This window comes from Microbacterium excoecariae (assembly GCF_011326725.1).
Classification (GTDB): Bacteria; Actinomycetota; Actinomycetes; order Actinomycetales; family Microbacteriaceae; genus Microbacterium; species Microbacterium excoecariae.
The window spans coordinates 668,103-689,071 of the sequence record NZ_JAANCO010000001.1 but is presented as its reverse complement, the minus strand read 5'-3'; the positions used below and the strand labels follow the sequence as shown (position 1 = coordinate 689,071).

Annotated in this window: 14 protein-coding genes; 7 read left to right on the top strand and 7 right to left on the bottom strand. The window is 72.9% G+C overall.

All coding sequences use genetic code 11. From position 1 onward, the window contains the following. The first annotated feature begins 21 nt into the window (after positions 1–21). Positions 22–585 (top strand): TetR/AcrR family transcriptional regulator, encoded by a 564-nt coding sequence (locus G8E01_RS03055; RefSeq protein ID WP_166315694.1) that lies wholly within the window; start codon positions 22–24, stop codon positions 583–585. A gap of 48 nt (positions 586–633) precedes the next feature. On the opposite strand, the gene G8E01_RS03050 is transcribed toward G8E01_RS03055, so the two are convergent. After that, positions 634–2,724, bottom strand: a complete 2,091-nt coding sequence (locus tag G8E01_RS03050; protein ID WP_166315691.1) for a BCCT family transporter — start codon at positions 2,722–2,724, stop codon at positions 634–636. A 212-nt stretch (positions 2,725–2,936) separates the two neighbouring features. Here G8E01_RS03050 and G8E01_RS03045 point away from each other — a divergent pair, with 212 nt between their 5' ends. Then, positions 2,937–4,289 (top strand): uracil-xanthine permease family protein, encoded by a 1,353-nt coding sequence (locus tag G8E01_RS03045; protein ID WP_166315688.1) that lies wholly within the window; start codon positions 2,937–2,939, stop codon positions 4,287–4,289. 4 nt (positions 4,290–4,293) lie between these two features. Here the strand turns inward: G8E01_RS03045 and G8E01_RS03040 are convergent, their stop codons facing one another. Continuing rightward, a complete protein-coding gene (locus G8E01_RS03040; protein WP_166315685.1) occupies positions 4,294–4,890 on the bottom strand; it encodes a winged helix-turn-helix domain-containing protein in 597 nt (198 codons plus the stop codon). 72 nt (positions 4,891–4,962) lie between these two features. Between G8E01_RS03040 and G8E01_RS03035 the strand changes: the two genes are divergently transcribed. Then, positions 4,963–6,246 (top strand): MFS transporter, encoded by a 1,284-nt coding sequence (locus tag G8E01_RS03035; protein ID WP_166315682.1) that lies wholly within the window; start codon positions 4,963–4,965, stop codon positions 6,244–6,246. Positions 6,247–6,251: 5 nt separating this feature from the next. Here G8E01_RS03035 and G8E01_RS03030 read toward each other — a convergent pair whose 3' ends face one another. Beyond that, positions 6,252–7,283, bottom strand: a complete 1,032-nt coding sequence (locus tag G8E01_RS03030) for a LacI family DNA-binding transcriptional regulator (RefSeq protein WP_166315679.1) — start codon at positions 7,281–7,283, stop codon at positions 6,252–6,254. 198 nt (positions 7,284–7,481) lie between these two features. Between G8E01_RS03030 and zapE the strand changes: the two genes are divergently transcribed. After that, on the top strand, positions 7,482–8,501 hold the full coding sequence (gene zapE / locus G8E01_RS03025; RefSeq protein WP_166315676.1) for an AFG1/ZapE family ATPase: 1,020 nt from the start codon (positions 7,482–7,484) through the stop codon (positions 8,499–8,501). Here zapE and G8E01_RS03020 read toward each other — a convergent pair whose 3' ends face one another. Further along, a complete protein-coding gene (locus G8E01_RS03020) occupies positions 8,502–9,272 on the bottom strand; it encodes a potassium channel family protein (protein WP_205827207.1) in 771 nt (256 codons plus the stop codon). Positions 9,273–9,390: 118 nt separating this feature from the next. On the opposite strand from G8E01_RS03020, the gene purS reads away from it, so the two are divergent. Together purS and purQ are read left to right on the top strand one after the other, a co-directional pair. Beyond that, the gene (purS, locus tag G8E01_RS03015) at positions 9,391–9,639 is read left to right on the top strand and encodes a phosphoribosylformylglycinamidine synthase subunit PurS (RefSeq protein ID WP_166315673.1); all 249 of its coding nucleotides are present in this window, start codon (positions 9,391–9,393) and stop codon (positions 9,637–9,639) included. Then, the gene (gene purQ / locus G8E01_RS03010; RefSeq protein WP_166315670.1) at positions 9,636–10,343 is read left to right on the top strand and encodes a phosphoribosylformylglycinamidine synthase subunit PurQ; all 708 of its coding nucleotides are present in this window, start codon (positions 9,636–9,638) and stop codon (positions 10,341–10,343) included. The genes purS and purQ overlap by 4 nt, the downstream gene beginning before the upstream one ends. Before the next feature lie 131 nt (positions 10,344–10,474). On the opposite strand, the gene G8E01_RS03005 is transcribed toward purQ, so the two are convergent. The 3 genes from G8E01_RS03005 to G8E01_RS02995 form a co-directional block, all read right to left on the bottom strand. Then, positions 10,475–15,553, bottom strand: coding sequence for a glycoside hydrolase domain-containing protein (locus G8E01_RS03005; RefSeq protein WP_166315667.1), 5,079 nt, complete (start codon positions 15,551–15,553; stop codon positions 10,475–10,477). A 79-nt stretch (positions 15,554–15,632) separates the two neighbouring features. Beyond that, positions 15,633–19,007: an immunoglobulin-like domain-containing protein gene (locus tag G8E01_RS03000; protein WP_166315664.1), complete on the bottom strand. Its 3,375-nt coding sequence runs from the start codon at positions 19,005–19,007 to the stop codon at positions 15,633–15,635. 132 nt (positions 19,008–19,139) lie between these two features. Next, entirely contained in the window at positions 19,140–19,778 is a 639-nt protein-coding gene (locus tag G8E01_RS02995; RefSeq protein WP_166315661.1) for a BMP family ABC transporter substrate-binding protein, read from the bottom strand. 97 nt (positions 19,779–19,875) lie between these two features. Here G8E01_RS02995 and G8E01_RS02990 point away from each other — a divergent pair, with 97 nt between their 5' ends. Beyond that, positions 19,876–20,805 carry a 2-hydroxyacid dehydrogenase gene (locus G8E01_RS02990; protein WP_166315658.1) on the top strand — a complete coding sequence of 310 codons (930 nt, stop codon included), beginning with the start codon at positions 19,876–19,878 and terminating at the stop codon, positions 20,803–20,805. The last annotated feature ends 164 nt before the right edge of the window (positions 20,806–20,969 follow it).

The window sequence follows — 20,969 nt, the reverse complement described above, 5'->3', positions numbered from 1 at the left end:
CCGGTCGGCTTTAATCGAGGGATGGCACAACGAGGCGCATACGCGAAGGGCATCGCCAAGCGCGAGGAGATTCTCACGACCGCGCTCGACGTCATCGCCACGCACGGATACCGCGGCGCCTCGGTGCGCGAGATCGCGGACGCCGTCGGCCTCAGCCAGGCGGGCCTCCTGCACTACTTCGGCAGCAAGGACGAGCTGTTCACAGCGGTCCTCCGCAAGCGCGACGAGGTCGACACCGTCGCGTATCAGGACGATCCCCTCGACGGCCTCCTGCGCGTCGTCGCGCACAACGCCACGGTCCCCGGCCTCGTGCGGCTGTACACGCAGCTCAGCGCGGAGGCGGCGGATCCCGACCACCCCGCGCACACCTACTTCGCCGAGCGTTTCCGCCGCCTCACCGAGGCGAGCGCCGAGGCGCTACGGCGCGGGCAGGAGGACGGTGCGATCCGCGCCGATCTCGACCCGGATCGCGCCGCCGCCGCGCTCATCGCCGCCGCCGACGGGCTGCAGACGCAGTGGCTGCTCGACCCGTCCGCCGACATGGCGTCGAGCCTCGGCGCGCTCGTCGACGCCCTGCGCGCATAGCGTGAGGGGCGCCGGGGTCTCCCCCGGCGCCCCTCACGCGGCGTCTCGTCAGGCGCCCGTTGGGCGGCCGTCGCCGTCGGCGTCCGGCCCCTCGTCGCCGGGCCGCTCGTCCGCGGCCGTCTCCGCGGCGGCCTCGGCCGCCTCCCGCTCTCGGCGCTCGCGGCGCGTCCAGCGCTCCTCGCCGACCGTGAGCGAGGCCTCGCCCGACGCGGAGTGGTGCGGATCCGCCGGGCCGCGCGGCTGGATCCGGCCCGGCTCGAGCGTGCGCGTGACGTCGCTCGCCGTCGTGGCCTGCGGCACGATCGGCATCTGGCCGGTCGCGGTGTCCCACCACTCGGTGAGCTCGGGAGCCTCGGTGTCGATGCCCGCGCCCGCGCCCTCGTCGGGCGCGACCTCGGTCGCCTCGAAGACGAAGTCGTCGCCGTGCTCCTCGATGCCGCGGCGCACGCCCTGCGCGATCGCGGCCTTCGCGAAGGCGCGCCGGATCATGTACGGGTCGCTCCGGAGGTCGCTGCCCCACGAGATGAGCACGCCGATGAGGATGATGGCGAACGGCAGCGCCGTGACGACCATGATCGACTGCAGGCCCGTCAGGGCGTCGTTTCCGCCCGCGAGCAGGAGCACGAGGGCGGTCGCCGACAGCAGCAGTCCCCACGCGACCGTCACCCACGCGGTGGGCTCGGGGCGACCCCGCTGAGTGATGGATCCCATCACGATCGACGCGGAGTCGGCGGAGGTCACGAAGAACAGGATGATCGAGATCATCGCCATGACGTTGAGGATCGTCGCGAGCGGGAACGCCGCGCCGAAGATCGTCACGTGCGACTGGAGCGCGTCGAACAGGGCGTAGAGCACGGCCTGCGCGCCGCCCTCGCCGTAGGCGGCCGTCAGGTCGCCGCCCGAGGACTCGTCGAAGAACATCGAGGCGCCGCCCATGATGCCGAACCACGCGATGCAGACCGCGGCCGGGACGATGATGACGACCGTGACGAACTCGCGCAGCGTGCGGCCGCGGGAGATCTTCGCGATGAACATGCCGACGAAGGGCGTCCACGAGATCCACCACGCCCAGTAGTAGTTCGTCCAGGACGACACGAACGCCGCCGCGTCCTCACCCTCGGCGGCGTTGCGGGACAGCATCGCCCACAGCTCGTCGAGGAAGTTCGGGATGCTCGAGGGAATGATGTTCAGGAGGAACAGGGTGGGCCCGCCGACGAACACGACGACCGCGAGCAGGCCCGCGAGCACCATGTTCGCGTTCGAGAGCAGGCGAATGCCGCGCTTGAGGCCCGAGACCGCCGAGATCACGAAACCGACGGTCAGGACCGTGACGATCACGATGATGCCGGCGTTCCCGAGGTCGCCCATACCGGAGACGACCTCGACGCCCTCCGCGACCTGCAGCGCGCCGAGGCCGAGCGTCACGGCCGTGCCGAAGAGCGTGACAAGGATCGCGAAGATGTCGATGACGGATCCGATCCAGCCCTCGGTCTTCTCCTTGAAGATGGGCGTGAGGATCGCCGAGATCAGCGGGGCGCGGCCGCGGCGGTAGGCGCTGTAGGCGATCGCGCCGCCGACGAGGGCGTACAGGCCCCACGCCATCGGGCCCCAGTGCAGCGTCGCCTGCGCGAGCGAGGCCATCATGGCGTCGCGCGAGCCCGGCTCGGCGTTGACGCCCGGCGGCACGTTCTGGAAGAAGTCGAGCGGCTCGGCCGGCCCCCAGAAGAGCAGGCCGATGCCCATGCCCGCCGAGAACAGCATGGCGATCCACGCCGTCGTCGAGAACTCGGGCTGCTCGTCGTCGGCGCCGAGCCGCACGCCGCCGGTGCGGCCGTAGCCCACCACGAGCATGAAGCCGAGGATCACGATCGCCAGCGCCGAGAAGAGCCAGCCGAAGTTCGTCATCACCCAGGTGAGGGCGGATCCGCCCACCGCCAGGATGTTCTCGGGCGCCAGGATGCCCCAGATCACGACGCCGAGCGTCGCGATCCCGGCCACGCCGAGCACGACCCAGTTGGTCGCGAAGGTCCGGGGGGTGTCCTCCACGCCGATCCCGGGGATCAGGGCGGGGTGGGTCACCTCGCGCACCAGGTTGCGCACGGGGGTCTTCTTCTCCCGTGGGGTGTTCTCGTCCGTCATGTCCGTTCCGTATTCTCTTGTCTTCGCTCGGGTACTCGGGCGACAACCTAGCGCGGAACAGCGCCCGCCATCAGGGGATTCATCGGCAATCCGACGAAATGCCGCCCCGGGAGATCCTGCCCGGGCGGCGTGCGCGATCCCGGGGAACGCGGGTAACGTGGATCCGACCGGCATGCGCCCTCCCGGTCACCCGCCCTCGACGAAGGACCCGCATGTTCGGTTGGACCCTGCACGGAAACGGACGCACCGCCGCCCCCGGAGAGGTCGTCTCGCCCGGCGAGCGGCTGAACTGGCCCGCCACGATCGCGATGGGGATCCAGCACGTCGTCGCGATGTTCGGCGCGACGTTCCTCGTCCCGACACTCACGGGCTTCCCCGTCTCGACGACCCTGCTGTTCTCGGGCCTCGGCACCCTGCTCTTCCTCGTCATCACGGGCAACCGGCTGCCGAGCTACCTCGGCTCCTCGTTCGCGTTCATCGCGCCGATCACGGCCGCGACCGCGTCGGGCGCCATCGGATCCGCCCTCGCGGGCGTCGTCGCGGTCGGCGTCCTCCTCGCCCTCGTCGGCGTCATCGTCCAGGTCGCAGGCCTCGGCTGGATCGATCGGCTCATGCCGCCGGTCGTCGCGGGCGCGATCGTCGCGCTCATCGGGTTCAACCTCGCCCCGACGGCGTGGGCGAACTTCCAGGTCGATGGCGTCGCCGCGACGATCACGCTCGTCGCCGTCATCCTGTTCGCGGTCCTCTTCCGCGGCTTCCTCGGGCGCATTTCGATCTTCCTCGGCGTCCTCGTCGGCTACCTCTACGCCATCGCGACCGGCTACTTCGGGGTCGAGAACCCCGACACGGGCCTCTCCCCCGCCGAGGTCATCTCGGAGGCGGCCTGGATCGGGCTTCCCGAGTTCCACGCGCCGGACTTCGCCTCGCCCGGCACGTGGTCGACGATCGCGATGTTCCTCCCCGTCGTGCTCGTGCTCATCGCGGAGAACGTCGGGCACGTGCGCGGGGTCGCGACGATGACGGACCAGGGCGTGAACCGTTACACGGGCCGCGCCCTCATCGCGGACGGCCTCGCGACGACGATCGCAGGCGCGGGCGGCGGATCCGGCACCACGACGTACGGCGAGAACATCGGCGTCATGGCCGCGACGCGCGTGTACTCGACCGCGGTGTACTGGGTCGCGGGCCTCGCCGCCATCCTCCTCGCGTTCTCGCCGAAGATCGGCGCCGTGTTCAACTCGATCCCGCCGGGCGTGCTCGGCGGCGTGACCACCGCGCTCTACGGCCTCATCGGGATCATCGGGATCAAGATTTGGGTCGACAACCGCGTCGACTTCTCGCGCCCCGTGAACCAGTACACGGCCGCGGTCGCGCTCGTGATCGGGATCGCGGGCTTCACGGCGCACATCGAGGGCTTCGAGTTCGGCGGCATCGTGCTCGGCACGGTCGCGGCGCTCGCGATCTACCACCTCGGTAACCTCATCGCCCGCGCGCGCCGGACCGGCGCGGACGATGGCGGTCCGATCCCCGCCGTGGGCCAGATGGGCGGGGATCCGCAGTCCTGACGCGCTATCGCAGCGTGTCGTCGGCCGCGACGATGTCGATCTCGTAGAACGTGCTCGCGGGATCGGCGCGGTCGTGCGCGCGCTCGGCCTCCGCGATGAGGTCCTGGATCCGCTCCATGAGGGCCTCGAACTCCGCGGGCGTCAGGCGTGCCGACGCACGCGTGAAGGTGCCGTGCGTGTCCGCGTCGCGGCCCGAGGTGTAGTCGGGCGCCCACGCGACGACCCGGCGCACGAGGTCCTGGTGCTCGTCGGCGACGGAGCGCAGCACGACCGCGCCGAGGGCCTCGTCCGGCACGGGGTGCTCCGGCCCGCCGAGGTTCCACGCGCCCGGCACGGCGCGCCACACGCGGTCCCGGCCGTCGCGCGCGCGCTCCGGCGCCTCCACGAGGAAGCCGGCGTCCGCGAGCACGCGCAGGTGGAAACTGACCTTGTTGGCAGGCTCGCCGAGCTCCGCCGCGGCGTCGGCGGCGCGGAGATACTCGCGGCGCCGGAGCAGACGCACGAGGCGCTGGCGGATGGGGTGCGCGAGCGCCTTGAGCATCTCCGCGGTGAGCCAGCTCTCCCGCCCGGATCCCTCGGGCCCCTCCGTGCCTGCCGTCATGCATCGAGTCTAGCCAGCACTATTTGCGCAATTCTTATTGCGCAACTTTTATTGCCAATCTACGCTGGGGTCATGACCCCCCTGTTCCGCAACGCGCGCTACGTCGCCTGGCTCGTGAGCGACACGAGTCGCGGCCTCGCCGAGGCGCTGTTCGCCTTCGCCATACCGCTCATCGCGCTCGTCGTCACGGACGACCCCGCGCAGGCGGGCGTCATCGCCGCGACGGGCGCCGCCGTCCGGCTCGTTCTCACGCTCGCGGGCGGCGTCCTCGCCGACCGGCGCCCGCGCATCCCCCTCATGATCGCGGGCGCGGTGATCGGCTGCGCTCTCGCCGGGGCCTTTGCCCTCCTCGCGACCGCCGACGCGCTGACCTTCGCCGTGCTCCTCGCGATCGACGCCCTGCTCGCGGCGCGCACCGGGTTGTTCGACGTCGCCGGGGAGAGCGCGCTGAAGCAGGTCGTCGCGCCCGAGGAGATGGGCCGCGCGCAGGCCGCGAATCAGGCGCGCGACGCCGCCCTCCAGCTCGCGGGCGGCCCGCTCGGCGGTCTCCTGCTCACGGCGGGCGCGGGCGCCGTCGGCGCGGCTATGGCCGCGTGCCACGCGATCGCGGGCGCGGCGGCGTGGGCGATCGACCGCCTGCGCCCGGCGCCCGGGGCCCCGGCCGCGGCGCGCCGCCCGCGCGCGGCCGCCGGGGCCGGCCCGCGATCGGCCGGGCGGGAGGTGATCGAGGGGCTCGCCTGGATCTGGGCGCGACCGGATCTCCGGGGCGTCGTCGTCGTCACGACCATCGTGAACCTCGGGATCTCCGCGGCCGTCACGACGGCGATCTACGCCCTCCAGCAGGCCGGCCACTCCCCCGCGGCGATCGGCTGGGTCGGCGCGGGCGTCGGCGCGGCCATGCTCGTCGGCGCCCTGGGCGCGGGCCCCGTCGTCCACCGCGTCCCGACCGGGCTCGTCGCGATCTCGGGGCTCGCCGCGCTCGCGTGCGGGGCGGCGGGCGTCGCGCTCGTGACGACCCCGTGGGCGGTGACGGCCGTGCTCGCGGCGCCCGCGCTCCTCCTCCCCGCCGTGAACGCCGGCCTCAGCGGGTATTTCGTCGTGGCCACGCCCGACCGCCTCCTCGGGCGGGCGAACGCGGCGGCGCAGGTGTTCTCCCGCGGCGCCATGCCGCTCGCTCCGCTCGTCGCGGGCCTCGGGCTCGCGTGGGCCGGGCGCGGGCCGACGATCCTCGTGTGCGCCGGCATCTGCGCGCTCGCCGCCGCGCTCGCGGTCGGCACGCGCGCGCTCCGGATCCTCCCCGCGGAGCCGGCGTGGGCAGAGCACGCGCGCGGGGCGGATCCGATTCCCGCGGCGTAGCCCGCTCAGCCGCTGTCGCGCACGACCAGCTCGAGCGGGAGCAGCGTCTCGCGGGGCGGATCCTCCCCCGCGAGGATCCGCAGCATCACGTCGGCCATGGCGACCCCCTGATCGTGCGAGGGCTGGCGGATCGTCGTCAGCGCGGGCACCACCGCGGTGGCCACGGGCGAGTCGTCGAAGCCGACGATCAGCGCGTCCGCGGGTACGCGGATGCCCGCCCGCGCCAGCACGGCCAGCGCGCCCCGCGCCATGAGGTCGCTGGCGATGAAGAGCGCGTCGGGCACGCCGCCCACGGCGAGGATCCGCTCCATGGCGCGCGCGGCGCCGACCGCCGAGAAGCCCCCGTCCTCCACCGCGACGGGCGCCAGCCCCGCCTCGCCGAGCACCTCGCGGAAGCCCGCGAGCCGCTCCTGCCCGGCCGGCATGTCGAGCGAGCCGGCGATCGTCGCGACGCGCGTGCGCCCGCGCGCGACGATCCGCCGGGCCGCCATGCGCCCACCCTCGCGGTTGTCGACGTCGACCCAGACGTCGCCGGGGCGCGGGTGCGCGGGGCGGCCGCCAAAGACGACGGGGCCCGAACGGGCGAGGCGCTCGAGGAAGGCGTCGCTCGTGTGGTGGCTCACGATGAGCGCGCCGTCGACGCTCCCCGAGGCCACGAACGCGGCGGCGCGGTCGTGCGGGTCCTCCGAGGCCACAAACAGCCCGAGCATGTACCGCGCCCGCGTCAGGCGCTCGTTCAGCCCCGCGACGATGGCCGCGAAGTACGGATCCCCGAAGAACCGCGACGTGTCCTCGGGCACGACGAGCGCGACCGTGTGGGTCTGGCGCGAGGCGAGCGAGCGCGCCGCGCGGTTGGGCACGTACCCGAGCTCGGATATCGCCCGGTCCACCGCGGCGAGCGCGCCGGGGCTGACGCGCTCGCCGCCGTTGACGACGCGGGACACGGTCGATCGGGAGACGCCGGCGCGCGCTGCGACCTCCTCCAGCGTCGGGGCCGGGCCAGGTGCGCGCGCCGCGCCGACGTCATCCGAGGGCATCGCGCCACCCTCGCTGAGGCCGCGTCGACGTGGGCGCCGCGGCGGGAGGGCCCGGGAGTGAACGGATCATGGAGCGTCCCTTCGATGCTCCGGCGCGCCCATGCGCCGGTGCGCCCGCGCCGTCGCGGGCAGATCTGACGCTATGAAGAGCGCTCCCACGCTGTCAAGGCCCGCCGTGGCCCGTGCAAGGATCGAGGAATGCAGGCCACGGTGGACCGGATTCGCGGCGCCGCCCGCGCGGAGGGATTCGAGCTGACCCCCGATCAGGCGCGGGTCGCCGAGGCGCTCGCCTTCTCGCCGCGCGGCGTCTACGCGCACGGGCCCGTGGGGCGCGGGAAGACCTGGGTGGCCGACGCGTTCTGGCGCGCCGCGGCCCCGCCCGGCGCGCTGCGCGTGCACGCGCACGCCCTGCTCGACGCCCTCCACCGCGCCGTCTTCGCCCGTCACGAGGAGCGCCGCGCGGCCCGGGACGCCGGCGGGGGACGGCCCGCGGACGAGGACCGCGCCGCGGATCCGCTCCCTGATCCGCCGGCGGATCCGGTCGACGAGGCGATCGGCGACGTGCTGGGCGGCGCACGGGCCCTCCTCATCGACGACCTGCAGATCGTCGATCCGGCCGAGGCGCGCCTCGTCGGGCGGATCCTCTCCCACGCCCGCGCGCACGACGTGCGCATCGTCGCGACCTCGAACTACGCGCCCGAGGACCTGCTCGCCGACCCCGAGTGGCACCGCCTGGCCGAGCCGGCGATCCGCCTCATCCGCGATCACCTCACCGTGGTCGAGCTCGCGGGCGGCGACGATTTCCGGGCCCACGGCGCGGGCGGCGGCTTCGCCTCCGGGTCCTGGCGGGTCGTCCCGGACGCGGCGACCCTCCCGGCACGGGCCGCGCTTCGCGCCGAGGGCCGCACGTTCGCCGCCGTCTCCGCCGCGGACGGCGCGCTGACGATCACCTTCGCGCAGCTGTGCGAGGCCGTGACGTCGACGCGCGACTACCTCGCGTGGGCGCGCCGCTTCGGCGCCTGGACGATCCTCGACGTCCCACCCCTGGCCCGCGTGGATCCCGCCGCGCACCAGCGCTTCATCACGGTCGTCGACGTGCTCGCCGACGCCGACGTGCGGCTCGACGTCGTGGCGCGCCGCACACGGGCCGAGACGCTCGATGCGCCGCCGCTGCCGGGGAGCGCGCGCCTCGCCAGCCGGCTGCTCCTACTGGGCTGATCACCCCTCGTCGCCGCGAAGGGAACGGATCTCGTCGCGCAGCGCGCGGATCTCGTCGCGCGCCGCGGCGATCCCCTCCCGCAGCTCGCGCTGGTCCTCGTCGCGCGCGCTCTCCGCGCGCCCTTTCCCCGCCGCGTCGACGCGCTCGAGGATCCACGACGACAGCGAGGCCGTGACCACACCGATCAGCGCGATGCCGCCCGTCATCAGCGCCACCGCGATGAACCGCCCCGCAGCCGTGACGGGAACGTAGTCGCCGTAACCGACCGTGGTGACCGTCACGATCGCCCACCACACCGCCTCGCTGAGCGTGCGGATGTCGCCCCCGCCGTCGCTCTCGACGTCGAGGATCGCCAGCGCCGCGGTCCAGATGAGCAGGACGGTCGCACCGCTCGCGTAGACGATGATCGTGCCGCGGAGCCGGGATCCGACCGAGCGATGCATGACCTCCAGGAGCACGACGAGGCGCAGGAGGCGCAGGGGCCGCAGGACGGGCACGATGACGGTGGCGAGGTCGAACAGGTGCCGCAGGAACCACCGCCCACGTGGGCGCGCAAGCACGAGGCGCACGATGTAGTCGACGCCGAAGGCGACCCAGGTCGCCGCGAGGACGACGCCGCACACCGCCGCCACGATCCCGCCGCCGGGCGTGAGCTGCTGGAGCGAGTACGCCAGGAGGAAGGCCACCCCGCCGCCGACCATGACCCACTCGGTGGCCCGCTCCCAGCGCGCGATCCGCGGGCCGTAGGGTTCCGGAGGCATGAGGGTCATGGCCTCGAGCGTAGCGAGCCCGCCGCGGCGGGGCGGATCCGCCACCCGTTCCGCGGAGCGAGCCGCCCGCGGATAGAATCGATGCGCACACCCCGCCCGCGACATCCGGAGCTCACACATGCCCACCATCGTCGTCGACGTCATGCCCAAGGCCGAGCTGCTGGATCCGCAGGGCAAGGCCGTCACCGGATCCCTGGATCGCCTCGGCCACGGCCGCTTCGAGAACGTGCGCATCGGCAAGCGCATCGAGATGACCGTGACCGGCGAGGTCACCGACGAGGTGCTCGCGGAGGCGAAGCGCGTCGCCGACGAGGTCCTCTCCAACTCGGTCATCGAGGACGTCGTCGGCATCGAGGTCGTCGAGTGACCGCGCGCATCGGCGTCGTCACCTTCCCCGGATCCCTCGACGACCGCGACGCCCAGCGCGCCGTCCGCATCGCGGGCGCCGAGCCGGTCGCGCTGTGGCACGGATCGCACGACCTCGACGGCGTCGACGCCGTGGTCCTGCCCGGCGGCTTCAGCTACGGCGACTACCTGCGCGCCGGCGCGATCGCCGCGCTCGCGCCCCTCATGAGCGAGGTCAAAGACGCGGCGGGACGCGGCGTGCCCATCCTCGGCATTTGCAACGGCTTCCAGATGCTCGTCGAGGCGCACCTGCTGCCCGGCGGCCTGATCCGCAACGCGCACCAGCAGTTCATCCGGCGCGACCAGAAACTCGTCGTCGAGAACGCCGACACGGCGTGGACGAACGCGTACGAGGCGGGGCAGGAGATCATCATCCCCCTCAAGAACGCCGACGGCGGCTACACGGCCGACGCCGAGACGCTCGCGCGCATCGAGGGCGAGGGGCAGGTCGCTTTCCGCTACCGGGGCGTGAACCCCAACGGATCCCTGAACGACATCGCGGGCCTGACCAACGAGCGCGGCAACGTCGTGGGCCTCATGCCCCACCCGGAGCACGCCGTCGAGGCCGGTTTCGGACCAGACACCGCCGCCGCCATGCGGTCGGGCGTCGACGGGCTCGGGTTCTTCCAGAGCGCGATCTCGGCCCTCGCGGCGCAGGCGGCGTAAGCCCCTCAGCGGGCGCCCCGCGCGCCTCGCGACCATCACAACGCAGTCAATTTTCGGGTCCCCCGGCCGCTCCATGCGGATCCGGGGCCATCGGCCCAAAAATTGACTGCGTTGTTTTGTGTGGACGGAGGTCAGGCGCGGCGGCGGATCACGAAGATCGCACCCGCCGCGATCAGGAGCAGCCCCGCGAGGCCGCCCGCGACCCACACGCCCGCACGGTCCGCTCCCGTCGCGAGGAGGCCGTCGGTCGCGCCGGGGGACGGTGCCGCGTCCGTGCCCGTCGAGCCGGATCCGCTACCCGCGCCCTCGGATCCCAAGCCCGCGCCGCCCGCTCCCGTGTCCGAGCCGTCCGCGTCGTCCGATCCGGAACCGACGGATCCGCCCGCGGCGGAGCCCCCGCTCGTGCCGCCCGCTCCCGAGGCGTCGCCGCCCCCGGAACCGGAACCCGCGGATCCGTCGGAGCCCGCGCCGGCGTCGACGTCGGAGTCGGACCCGACGCCGTCCGCGCCAGAGCCGGCCCCGGAGCCCGCGTCCCCACCGTCCGAGTCCGACCCCGCCCCGGCGTCGCCGCCGGATCCGCCGTCCGCGCCCCCGGAGCCGTCGCCCGGCTCCTCCGCGAGCGCGAGGCCCGCGATCCCGGCGCGCAGCCCGGATACCGCCGCATCGAAGGCGGCGTACTCCGCACCGTCCGTCGTCGCCCGTGCGGCGGCGAGCGCCGCGGCGAGCGCGTCGACGCTCTCGCGGGTGTAGGGCGCCGTGTCGATCGCCTCGGCGCGCGCGATGAGCAGAGGGAGCTCCCGCACCGGCCGCCACTCGAGCTGCCCCGACGCGAGCCCGAGCACGCGCGCGGCCTCGTCGACGTCGGCCTGACCGCTCTCGGAGAGGCCGGCGACGCGGCGGGCGTCGGCGAGCGCCGCCGCGAAGACCGCGAAGTCGATGGGGATGTAGCGCTCGGGAACCGCCTCGATCCCGCCCGCCTCGTCGATCGTCGCGAGGAGCGCCGTCCGGTCCACCGCCGGAACAGCCCCGGCCGCGGGCGCGAACTCGTACCAGTCGAGGTTCGACACGTACTGGTAGTCGCGGCCCGGGATCGGATCCGCGCGCATCACGACGACGAGCTCGTGGGCCCCGGACACGGGCTCCGCCAGCTCGACGGTCGTCTCCTGCCACGCGCCCCACCCGCCCGTCAGCGGCAGGGCCACCTCCGCGACGGGCGCTCCGTCGAGGAAGAACTCGAGCCTCGGGTTCTCGCCCATGCGCTCGTCGCGGGTCGAGGTGCGGACGGTGAGCGCGGCGAGGGGGTCCTCCCCGAGGTCGACCGACGCGTAGGTGAGCTCGCCGCCGTCCCACGTGCCGCCGACGTTGCCCTGCTCGGCCGTGCCCTCCTTCGCGAGGCCGCCGCCGTTGTCCGACGTGTAGGCCTCGGCCTGGATGCGCACCGGCGCGATCTCCGCTGCCTCGCCCGCCGCGGCGAAGCGGATCCAGTCGAGGTTGATGAGCCAGGGATTCGTTCCCACCGTGCCCTCGAACACGACGTACAGGTCGTGTGATCCGGCGAGCGCGTCGCGCGCGTCGTCGTCGAGGGGCACGTCGATCGTGGCGTACCCACTCCAGGTCGACGCCGTCGCAGGCGTGGCGATGGACTGCACGAGCGGCCCGTCCGGCGCATCCAGCCGGAGTTCGAGCGTCGCATCGGCCGCGCTGCGCCCGCTGTTGTTCACGTAGCGGACGAGGACGCTCTCGGGAGCGGACCCGGCGAAGTCGAGCCCGGAATACGACACCCAACTCCCCGGCAGGACGCCGCCGAGGTTCGTCAGCCCGGCGCCCGTCGCGTCGGTGCCGGACTCGACCTTGAGCGACCCACCCGACCACGCGTCGAAGGCCTCCGCCTCGAGCACGCGGTAGGGCGTCGGGGTGATCTCGAGCGCGTCGGCCGCGCGCCGGAGCGCGGAGAACGCGTCGCGCAACGCGGCGTCGGTCGCGCCGTCGTCGGCGAGGACGCCGGCCGCCGCCTCGCGCGCCGCGTCGAACGCGGCGAACGCGGCGGGGGCGTACGCGCCCGGGGCCACGAGACCCGCCTCGTCGGCGAGCTCGGCGAGGCGAGCGCGCCACTGCGGATCCCGGACGATCGCGAGCGTGCCGAGGCCGGAGACGCCGTCGCCGCGGAGCGCCGCGGCCGTCGTACCCGCCAGTGCCTCGTCGGCGAACCGCAGCGCGAACGACGCGCGTTCGGCGTCGCCCAGCTCGCCCGTCAGGGTCAGCGCGAGCGTCGAGTCATCTCGCACCTCCGCGACCGCGGAGATCGAGGCCGGGAGCCCGGGCAGCCCGAGCACCCCGTCGGCCACGAGGTCGCGGCCCGCCTCGCCGGCGAACCGGGCGCCGCTCAGCGTGAAGAGGACCTCGGCGTCCACGACGCCCGCGGGGGTGGCGAGGACCCGGCCGGGCTCCGCGCGGAGCGTGGCGCCGTCGAAGGTGACCTTGAGCGCGAACTCGCGCGAGCCGGTCGAGGGCGGGGAGGAGAACGCCGCGTCGGAGACCGCGACGACGAGATCATCGATGCTGTCGAGAGTCCCCGAAGCCACGGCCTGCCCCGCGAGAGCGAGCGTCACGGCCCGGTCGCCCTCGCGCACGGCGGTGAGGGTGAGCCCGTCGGGAACCCCGCTCGCCGCGATGGCACCGGAGGCGGCGAGGTCCTCGCCGTCGCGTCCCGCGAAGGATCCATTCCGCAGCGTGAGGCCGATCTCGGTGTCGACGGATCCGTCGCCCGCGGGCGCCTCGGTGAACTCCCGCCCGCTCACGACGACGGCGCTCGCGGCGTCGTACACGGAGCTCGGGAGGTCGTCGCTGAGCGACGAGGGCGCGACGCCGTCCGCGGCCCAGCCCGACGGATCCGTCCCCATCGAGAAGACGAGGGACCCTCCGGAGGTGAGCTGGTCGTAGGTGACCCACGTGCGGTCGAAGGCCTCGCCGTTGAGCTCGGCGTCCTGAATGTAGAAGGCGTCGGGCGTGACGCCGCGGGCCGTGATGTCGAAGGTGCGCCCCGTGTCGTAGGTGATGCGCACGTTGTCGAAGAACGGCGTGCCGATCTGGTACTCGTCGGATCCGGCGTGAACGGGGAACAGGCCGAGCGCGGCGGCCACGAAGGTGGAGGACATGGTGCCCGCGTCGTTGTCCATCGTGGGGAGGAAACCCTGCGGAGAATTGGAGAACACGCGCGTCTTGACGGCGGGCGTGAACTCGCCGCCCGACGAGGGCGCCTCGTGCGTGGAGCCCGTCGCGATGTACCGGTTCCAGGTCTCCTTCGTGTAGATGCTGCGGACCCAGTACTGGGTCTTCGCCGGCTCGCCGACGTAGTTGAACAGGTAGGGAGCCTGCAGGTCGATCTCGTTGGCGTTGGAGTGCAGCATGCGGCTGCCGTCGTCCGGCGCGTGCTCGCCGAACATGAAGCTGAGCGCCTCGCCCGCCTGGGCCTCGCCGCCCATCAGGTCGACCATTCCGCCCATGTCTCCCGCGGCGTACCAGTTGTACTGCCAGAGGGTGCCCTGGTAGACGTTCCCCGCCTCGAAGCGCTCCGGATCCACGTCCGCCCAGCGCCCCGCGGCGTCCTTCGGGAACACGAGACCCGAGCGCGTCCCGTCGGCGAGCGTCACGGCGTCCTCCCGGAACAGGTTCGTCCAGTTCGCGGCGCGGAGCCGGTAGGCGGCCGCGTCCTCGTCACGGCCAAGCTCCTCCGCGATCGTCGCCATCGCCTGGTCGTCGTAGGCCGTCCCCAGGGTGTCGTCGACCTCGTTCGCGATGTAGCCGCGGCGCACGTTGTCGGCGTCGGCGTAGCCGCCCGCCGACTGCGAGACGAGCGCGGGCCACGCGTCCGCGAGCCCGTCGAGCTCCGCGCCCTTCGCCACGGCGTCGGCGATCACGACGGCGGCGCGCTCGAAGCGCACGGTCGGCACCGCGTGCACGGTGCTCGAGAGGGACGCGCGCCCGCTGTCGGCGAAGGAGGCGTAGAGGTCAACGAGCGACTGCGCGATGTCGCGGAACACCTCCGGATAGCCGATCGCGAGGATCTCGTACTTGCGGAAGTCGTCCCAGAGCGCCCACCCGTCGTAGTGCGTGTACCCGTCGGCCTCGTGGATCGCCCCGTCCAGGCCGCGGTACGTGCCGCTCGTGCTCGTCGCATTCATCGGCATGCCGAACAGGCGGTAGAGGTGCGTGTAGAACAGCGTCTGCAGCTCGCCGTCGGGGTCGCTCGCGTCGGACGCGGTCACGGCGAGTCGGCCGAGAATGTCGTTCCACGCGTCCGACGTGTCCGCCCGCACCTCGTCGAACGTGCGCTCGCCCATCTCCGCGGCGAGGTCGATTTCGGCCTGCTCGGCGCTGATCGGCGAGACCGCGACGCGCAGGCCGACCTCCTCGCCCGCGGCGACGCCCACCTCGAGCACCGCGCCGATGTCGGTGCCGTCGCGGTGCGCGGCCTGGGTGAGGGATCCGGATCCGCCCCACGTGCGCACGCCGTCGACCGCGGCGGTCGTCTCGGCGCGATAGAACATCTCGTAGTCGTAGCCGTTGAAGTGCCCGCCGAACGCGCCGGACAGCGCGACGCGGCCGTCCGGCAGCTCCTCGACGTCGAGGGTCGCGGAGTTGCGGCGCGTGAAGTTATTGCGCAGGTCGACGACGATCGACGCCGTGCCCGCGTGGGAGAAGGTGAAGCGGTCCTGGCCCGTCCGCACGTCGGTCGTCGCCTCGGCGAGAATGGTCGCGTCCCCCGCGCCCTCCAGGAGCGCGCCGTAGTACCCGGGCTCGGCCTCCTCCTCGTCGTGAGAGAAGCCCGCCGCGTACGTCGACGTCGCCGGGCGGTCGGAGTAGGTCTCGTAGGTCGGCACGACGAGCAGGTCGCCGCCGCCACCGGATCCGCCCACGCCGTTGAGGTTCGTGTGCGTGAAGCCGGCGATCTGGTCGGCGGCGTAGTCGTAGCCGCTGTGCGCCCGGCCGGGCGCGGTCATGGGGTTGATCTTGACGATCGAGTTCGGCGCCTCGGCGCCGGGGAGATCCTGGCCGAAGTCGTCCTCGGTCGAGACGAAGGCATTCACCCACTCCGTCAGGTCGGACGCGGCGGGCGCCGGTTCGGCCGCCAGCGCCGGTGCGGGGAGGAGCGTCGCGCCCAGGACAGCGGCGGCGGTCACGAGCGCGGACGCGCGGAGAGAGGGGGACATGCGTGTCTTCCTGAGGAGGGGGAGGGAGGGGGGCGTGGCACCGGTGCCGGGCCGGGGCCCGGCACCGGTGTGGATCGCGCTAGGAGATCGCGCGGCGGCGGGCCCAGAAGAGGACCGCGCCCGCGGCGAGCAGCAGAGCTGCGACGCCCGCGGCGAGCGCCGTGCCCGCCTGCTCGGCGCCCGTCGGGAGGAGGGCGTCATCGGAGGCCGCGTCCTCGTCCGTCGCGGCGTCCGCGACGGTGACGGTGGACCACCCGACGAGCTCGCCGTCGGCGTCGAGCACGGCGATGCGGTGCTCGCCCGCCGGCAGCACGCCCGCGAGGTTCAGCGTCGCCTGGCCGTCGGCGTCCGCGAGCGCCCACCCGAGGCCCACGGGCGACGAGTACCCGTAGGCGTAGGCCCAGGCGCCGGGCTCGAGGCCCGTCAGACTCAGGACGTCGCCCGAGACCGACGCGCCGATGAGGCCCTCGAGCGCCGCCGGGAGGTCGGCACCGTTCGCGACGGGGGCCGCCGGGGTGAAGGCCGGCCGCTCGTCCTCGGCACCCTCAGCGTCCGCGCCCGAACCGGATCCATCCGCGGCGCCCTCGGCATCCGCATCCGTACCGGCACCGTCCGCTGCGCCCTCGGCGTCCGCATCCGATCCGGCACCGTCCGCTGCGCCCTCGGCATCCGCGCCCGAACCGGATCCATCCGCAGCACCCTCGGCATCCGCATCCGAACCGGATCCATCCGCAGCACCCTCGGCATCCGCATCCGAACCGGATCCGTCCGCGGCACCCTCGGCATCCGCATCGTCGCCCGCGGCGACGACCGTCACCGTGCGCTCGTGCGTCGTCTCGTTGCCGCGCGCATCCTCCACGCGGTAGGTGAGCACGTAGGTCCCGGCGACCGAAACGTCGACCGTGCCCTCGATCGTGACGGACTCCGTGAGGTCGCCGTCGACGTTGTCGATCGCCGACACGCCCTCGAGCGCGTCGAAGGACGCGCCCAGCTCGATCTCGCCGTCGGCGGGGACGGTGAGCTCGGGGGCGGCGTCGCGCGTCAGCACGACCTCGTCCACCACGCTGTTCACGGGGCTCTCGGCGCCGTTCGCCTCGCTGCGGAGCGTGCGCAGCGTCATGTCGCTCTCGGTCACCTCAATGACCGAGTAGTTGCGCACCTTCTCCTGGTTCATGACCGACGAGTACCAGGCGTCCGGAGCCGTCGTGTTGTAGTACTTGGATCCGCTCGCCGAGTTGGCCGTGAGGTACAGCACCTCGCCGTCCTTCGCCTCGACCGTGGCCTGGCCCGCGATCTCCTGCGCGTCGGCGAGCTCGCCGTTCTCGATGAGGTAGCTGCGCGTGTAGTTGTGATCGTGGCCCATGAGCACGACGTCGAACCCGAGCTCCGAGATCGTCTGCGGCATGTTCGTGCGGCGATCGAGGATGTCGCCGTCGAACGCGTGCGAGGCGACCGAGTAGATCGAGTGGTGGAAGGCGAGCACCTTCCAGGTCGCCTCGTCGCCGTGCTCCGCGATGACCTGCTCCATGAAGGCGTTGTGCGAGGCGTAGTCGCGGCTGTTCGAGTTGATGTTCAGGAACAGGACGTCCTTGTAGATGAACCAGTAGTCGCCGCCCGAGCTCGAGCCGCTCGACGCCGCGCCGGCCGTGAGGTCCTCGTTCGGCAGGTTGAAGTGCTGCTCGTACGCCTTCGACCCCACGTCGTGGTTGCCGTTGGTCGCCACGAGCGGCACGCTCGTGAGCTGCTCGGGGGCCAGGAATGCGCTGTACTCGGCCTCGCTGGAGGCGGTGTTGACCTGGTCGCCGGCCGAGAAGATCATCTCGGCGTCGGGGTAGCTCTCCGTCGCGATGTTCATCGTGTCGACCCAGCCGGCCTCGTCGTTGGCGAGGTTGCCGGACGCGCCGACCTGGGGGTCCCCGAAGAACAGGAACTCGAAGTCGCCCGAGAACGCCTGCGTGCGGAAGGTGTAGACGTCCGACCAGCCGGTGTCGTCGCTTCCGACGCGGTAGGCGTACTCCGTGTTCTCCGCGAGGTCCGTGAACTCGACGTCGCGGAAGAACTCTCCGCTCGAGGTGCCGCCGGCCGCGGACGGCTCGACGGTCGTCGCCGAGGCGGGGAAGACGCCGTCGACGACCTCCGCTGCCGGCGCGATCTGCGCGACCTGCGCGACGTCGACGTTCGAGTACCAGGCGAGGTTGCGCTGGGCCTCCGTCTCGCCGACGCCGAGGACGACGTCCGAGATCTCGGCGGGCGCCGCGGCCTCGACGGGCGCGAGCTCTGAGAGGTCGAAGTAGATGTCGCTGCTCGACTCGCGGTCCTGGTAGAGCGCCACCGAGACGGTGTTCTCGCCCGCGCGGAGGAGCTCCGCCGGCACCTGGAACGAGCTCGTGATGGGGTTGCCGTTGCTGTTGCCCGCGTACGTCAGGTTCGGGTTGGCCGCGTCGTCGACGCGCCCGTCCTCGTACCCGGCCACCTGCTCGCCGTTGACGTAGATCCGGATCGCGTCGTCGTAGGTCACGGTGCCGTCGAGGGCGCCGATCTCGGCGAGCTCCGCCGCGGAGATGTCCACGTCGGTCCGGAAATGGTACGTCTGCACCGTGTCCGAGGATCCGGGCTGGGTGTAGGTGAGCAGCGTGTTCGCGACGAAACCGCCGCCGAGGTCGGCCGCGCCGCGCTTCGAGCCGAAGCTCCCCGTGCCGCTCTTCCATGCCGCGTCGTCGAAGTCGGCGAGCGTCCAGGAGAGGGATCCATCGCCGGAGGGATCCGTGTTGTTGTCCGAGTAGCGCCAGGTCGAGTCGGTGTCGAGGTATGCGTCCGGAAGCTCGATCGGCGCGGGGCCGAACTCGAACCAGTCGAAGTTGCCGACGTAGGGATGCGCGTCGTCGGTCGTCGCGTGCATCGCGACGATCAGCGTGTGCTCGCCGGTGACCTCGACGGGCAGGTCGACGGACACGGTGCCGTAGGCATTCCAGTTCGACCCCGTCACCGGCAGGTCGACGGTCACGAGCTTGTTCGCCTCGGACGTGTCGTCGAGATAGAAGTCGAGCGAGGCGTTCTGCCCCACGCGGCTGGAGTTGTTGACGTAGCGCACCGTGAGCTGCTCCGGTGCGATCTCGCCGAAGTCCACGGCGTCGTAGGAGATCTCCGCGCCGTCCCAGGTGCCGCCGACGTTGCCGAGCGACTCGCCGACCGCGTCGGTGGACGTCTCGGTCTTGGTGCCGCCGCCGTTATTGCCGGTGTAGCTCTCGGCCTCGATCCGGAGGGCCTCGGCGACGGTGCCGTCGCTCGCGGCCTGCGCCACGGGTCCGGTCGCGGCGGACGCCGGGAGGGCGACGGCCGCAAGGGAGCCCGTCGACAGCGTGAGGAGGAGGGCGCCGGCGATGCCGCGCCGCCCCAGGGGGATCCGTGCCGTTCTGGCCGCGCCGTCGGACGGGGCCGGTCTGCTGCTATGCAAGGTGTCACATGCCAATCTCGAGTTGTGGTCAACTGTGCGGAAGGTCGCCGAGGCGCCCCGCGTAACGGTGGACACCGGGTGTGACCCGCACGCGATATTTCGTGGAACGTTGCGTAACGCGCAGGCGAAGGGTTACTCCGCGCTCAGCAGAATCACGCCGCCGGTGTCCCCCGCCCAGACCGCGTCGAGGCCCGCGACGAGCGCCGCGCGGGCGCGGGAGTCCGTGACGGTGGCGGGGTCGAGCGCACCATCCGCGCTCGCGGCGGATCCGCGCGACGTCGCGCCGTCCCACACGACGGCCGTGACGTTCTCGGTCGGCTCCGCCACCTGCGCGCCGACGAGGAGGAAAGAGCGATCGAGGATCTGGGCGGACTCGAGCGAGACCACGTCGACGACGCCGGCGCCGAGGCCGACCACGACATCCGGGTCCGCCGCGAGGGCCTCCGCGAGCGCCTCGGCCACGCCGTCCGCGTCGGGCGTCGGCGCGGCAAACACGTCGGCGTCGACGCCCGTGTCTGCCGCCAGCGCCACCGCCGCGTCGCGCATCGTGACAGCCCCGGCCTCGTCCGCGCGGAGCACGATGGCGAGCGTTGCCCCGGGGAGTGAGGCAAGCGCGTCCGCGTCCGGCGGCGAGGCGAGCGACGTGGCGCCGGGGACGGGGTCCGCGGGGAGGGCGGGTCCGGCTGTGGGCGGGGCGGGATCCGCCCCTCCTCCGCAGCCCGACAGGACGGCAAGGAGGAGGAGCGGGGTCGCGGCGCGCAGGAACCTCATCCGGGCAGTGAACACGGGGCCCGCGCCGCCCGGGTGACGCGAGGGTGTCCACCCCGTGAACGGCCGGCAGGGGTCCCGCCGGCGATACGCTCGCACCATGACCTCCTCTCTCGTCGTTTCCGTGCCCACCCAGCAGCTCGCCGAAGACGTGCGGGCGCTCGTCGACCCCTCGCTCGGCATCGAGATCGTGCTGTGGGAGGACGGCGAGGCGCCGCGCGACGACATCGGCATGGTCGTGCCGCCCTACATGAAGCAGGGATCCATGCTGCGCGCGCTCGAGAAGATCCAGCCGCGCCTCGTGCAGGGCCAGGCGATCGGCTTCGACGGCGTCGCGGACGTCCTGCCCGAGGGCCTCGTCTACGCGAACGGCACGGGCGTGCACGAGACGGCCACGGCGGAGCTCACGCTCGGCCTGCTCCTCGTCGCCCAGCGCGGGCTCGACGACGTTGTGCGGCGCCAGGATCGCGCCGAGTGGCGCGCCGAGTGGACCCCGGGCCTCGCCGACAAGCGCATCGTCCTGCTCGGCTACGGCGGCGTCGGCAAGGCGATCGCGGCCCGCCTCGCGCCCTTCGAGGTGGAGGTGGTTCCGGTGGCGTCCCGCGCCCGCGTCGAGGACGGCGTCGACGTGCACGGCATCGACGAGCTGGCGGGCCTGCTCGCGGGCGCGGACATCCTCATCAACGTCCTCCCGGGCGGCCCCGCGACGCGGCACCTGATCGACGACGCCGCGCTGGCCGCGCTCCCCGACGGCGCCCTCGTCGTCAACGTGGGCCGCGGCCCGACGTTCGACACGGACGCGCTCGTCGACCACGTCACGCGCGGGCGGATCCGCGTCGCGAGCGACGTCTTCGACCCCGAGCCCCTGCCCGCCGATCACCCGCTGTGGGGCCTCGACGGCGTGTTCGTCGCGCCCCACGTGGGCGGGCTCTCGGCCGCCATGCGCCCCCGCATCGCGCGCCTCGTGGCGAGCCAGGCCGAGCGCCTCGCCCGCGGCGAGCGCCCGGCGAACATCGTCCTGGGCGGCTGAGGCCCCGCCCCGCCCTCACACAAGTCCACATTTCTCCGACAAGTCTCCGTGGATTCCACGGAGACTTGTCGGAGAAATGTGGACTTAGGGCGTTGAGGGAGCCCCGGGGACGGTTCCTGAAGCGGTCACGCCGCGTTCACCGCGGTGCCACAGCGCCTTCATAG

Bases quoted from the DNA above. Each gene is read 5' to 3' on its own strand.
- purS (WP_166315673.1), top strand. From the start codon at position 9,391: ATGCCCACCATCGTCGTCGACGTCATGCCCAAGGCCGAGCTGCTGGAT.
- G8E01_RS03030 (WP_166315679.1), bottom strand. From the start codon at position 7,283: ATGCCCTCGGATGACGTCGGCGCGGCGCGCGCACCTGGCCCGGCCCCG.
- G8E01_RS03035 (WP_166315682.1), top strand. From the start codon at position 4,963: ATGACCCCCCTGTTCCGCAACGCGCGCTACGTCGCCTGGCTCGTGAGC.
- G8E01_RS02995 (WP_166315661.1), bottom strand. From the start codon at position 19,778: ATGAGGTTCCTGCGCGCCGCGACCCCGCTCCTCCTCCTTGCCGTCCTG.
- G8E01_RS03055 (WP_166315694.1), top strand. From the start codon at position 22: ATGGCACAACGAGGCGCATACGCGAAGGGCATCGCCAAGCGCGAGGAG.
- G8E01_RS03050 (WP_166315691.1), bottom strand. From the start codon at position 2,724: ATGACGGACGAGAACACCCCACGGGAGAAGAAGACCCCCGTGCGCAAC.
- G8E01_RS02990 (WP_166315658.1), top strand. From the start codon at position 19,876: ATGACCTCCTCTCTCGTCGTTTCCGTGCCCACCCAGCAGCTCGCCGAA.
- G8E01_RS03020 (WP_205827207.1), bottom strand. From the start codon at position 9,272: ATGACCCTCATGCCTCCGGAACCCTACGGCCCGCGGATCGCGCGCTGG.
- G8E01_RS03040 (WP_166315685.1), bottom strand. From the start codon at position 4,890: ATGACGGCAGGCACGGAGGGGCCCGAGGGATCCGGGCGGGAGAGCTGG.
- G8E01_RS03005 (WP_166315667.1), bottom strand. From the start codon at position 15,553: ATGTCCCCCTCTCTCCGCGCGTCCGCGCTCGTGACCGCCGCCGCTGTC.
- G8E01_RS03045 (WP_166315688.1), top strand. From the start codon at position 2,937: ATGTTCGGTTGGACCCTGCACGGAAACGGACGCACCGCCGCCCCCGGA.
- zapE (WP_166315676.1), top strand. From the start codon at position 7,482: ATGCAGGCCACGGTGGACCGGATTCGCGGCGCCGCCCGCGCGGAGGGA.